Origin of the sequence: Bradyrhizobium sp. 142, assembly GCF_023074015.1 — a bacterium.
GTDB lineage: Bacteria > Pseudomonadota > Alphaproteobacteria > Rhizobiales > Xanthobacteraceae > Bradyrhizobium.
Genome location: NZ_JADPKQ010000415.1, coordinates 1 through 1,753, shown reverse-complemented (window position 1 = coordinate 1,753; position 1,753 = coordinate 1). Strand labels below are relative to the sequence as shown.

Sequence of the window (1,753 nt, the reverse complement as noted above, 5' to 3'; positions counted from 1 at the left end):
GCCCCTCGACATAGGCCGCAAACCGCGATTCACTCCCGTCCGATCTTGGGTGACCCATCCCAGCTCTCCATGCCGAAAAACGAATCTCCCGAAAATACCGGCAATTCCAGGATCAAAGATCGCGACTTTCTGACTCAGTAAGACTAGCTAGGAGCCAGCCCCGACGCGCCGATGGCAGCCTTACAATGGGGCCGCCCTTTGAGGCACGAATCGCAGTCGTGCCGGGTTGTCTCAGTAAGTTTGGCAATCTCGCCACCGCCAATTACCAGCGCCGCATCCGGCTCGCGGTCGCAGACGGCGCTATCGCGCAGTGCTACTCTCTCACAGGGGCCGGAAACGGAGAAGATCGATGGCAACAAGCGTCAAGCAAATGCTCGAAGCTGCCAATGCCGGAGTTCCAAAGATTACGCCGGAACAAGCTACTGAAATGATTGCGACTGGCAATACGCTCATCTTGGACGTTCGCGATGCACCCGAAGTGGCCGCTAGCGGGAAGATTGCTGGTGCCGTGAATGTGTCGCGAGGCATGTTGGAGTTTCGAGCGGACCCGGAATCGCCGTACCACGACAAGAACTTCGGCACTAATAAAACCGTTATTCTCTATTGCGCTTCGGGCGGTCGATCAGCTCTCGCTGGTAAGGTGCTCAAGGATATGGGGTATGAAAAGGTATATAACGTTGGCGGCTTTAAGGATTGGACAGGCGCAATAGAGAAATAAAACTTCCACCGTCGTCCGGGATACTGCCGTGGGCTACTGCGAGCAAGCGTGGCTGCACGATTGTTGATACAGCTAAGATCCGCGCGGGGTGGACTGAGGCGCACAAGGGCCCGGCATTTGGCTTACTCCGACAACTATCTGATCGACGTGAAGTTCGACATTGTCGCCGACGTCGAGGCGTCCCGCGCCATTCGCCAGGCCGAGGTCGGTGCAGCGAGGACCATGATCGAGCGAATGGAGGAGCGCTTCGGCCTCAAGCCGGACCGACTTGTCAGGGATATCGCATACGGGGAGGCTCCGATGCTGAACTGGCTGGTCGAGAAGGGTATCGCGCCACATATCCCCGTGTTCGACAAGTCGAAGCGGGATGATGGTACCTTCTCGCGCAGCGACTTTCGATATGATCCGACCAGCGACGTCTACCACTGCCCGGGCGGAAAGCGGCTCGGAACGAGTGGCACCGTGCAAAGTCGGCGGCGACGCGAGTTGGGCCTCGATGTTTGGTCTTTGCTCGCCTCGTGTTAGACTTCGCCCGCCCGACCAGGGAGAACAGCCATGACCGCCGAGTTCGATGAAGACCGCTTCAATATGGCTATCCGTAAATTTCTGAAGCATGTCGGAGTTACATCGCAGCGTGAAATTGAGAACCTGGTGCGTAGCGGGGCGGTGAAAGGTGGCAAGCTCAAACTGCGAATGACCATGTCCGCTGAGGGGACGCCGCTGAAACATGTAGTCGAGGAAACAATCGCACTCTGACGATGTCCCGGCTGCCCCGGCACTGCCGCCCTCTTGGTGGAGCATTCAATCCTGTTGATTTCCAGTGGGTCAACAGCGCCCGGTTTCGGCGGTGGCCAGTCAGCTCCCGTCTACCCTCGACTTCGGAAATGGCCGGGCGCCGGCCAAACCATCGCGAAGGGGCCACAAGCGGCAGCAATCGGCACCGGCCCAGACAACTAGCGCAGACGACCGCTTTGTCTAAGTACATGACACATGTTGAATTGTTCATGCGCAAAGTTGCGGCGGGGGCTAATCGAG

2 protein-coding genes and 1 pseudogene are annotated in these 1,753 nt (G+C 58.0%); all 3 read left to right on the top strand.

The window, feature by feature from the left end; all coding sequences use genetic code 11:
- Nucleotides 1–349: 349 nt before the first annotated feature.
- The 3 genes and pseudogenes from IVA82_RS38590 to IVA82_RS38580 all read left to right on the top strand — a co-directional run bounded on the left by IVA82_RS38590 (nucleotide 350) and on the right by IVA82_RS38580 (nucleotide 1,474).
- Entirely contained in the window at nucleotides 350–718 is a 369-nt protein-coding gene (locus tag IVA82_RS38590) for a rhodanese-like domain-containing protein (protein ID WP_247381844.1), read from the top strand.
- An 83-nt stretch (nucleotides 719–801) separates the two neighbouring features.
- Nucleotides 802–1,156, top strand: a pseudogene (locus IVA82_RS38585) (IS5/IS1182 family transposase); the annotation flags it as partial.
- 117 nt (nucleotides 1,157–1,273) lie between these two features.
- Nucleotides 1,274–1,474, top strand: a complete 201-nt coding sequence (locus tag IVA82_RS38580; protein ID WP_247381843.1) for a DUF6494 family protein — start codon at nucleotides 1,274–1,276, stop codon at nucleotides 1,472–1,474.
- The last annotated feature ends 279 nt before the right edge of the window (nucleotides 1,475–1,753 follow it).

Coding starts and splice junctions, on each gene's coding strand:
- IVA82_RS38590 (WP_247381844.1), top strand. CDS start 350: ATGGCAACAAGCGTCAAGCAAATGCTCGAAGCTGCCAATGCCGGAGTT.
- IVA82_RS38580 (WP_247381843.1), top strand. CDS start 1,274: ATGACCGCCGAGTTCGATGAAGACCGCTTCAATATGGCTATCCGTAAA.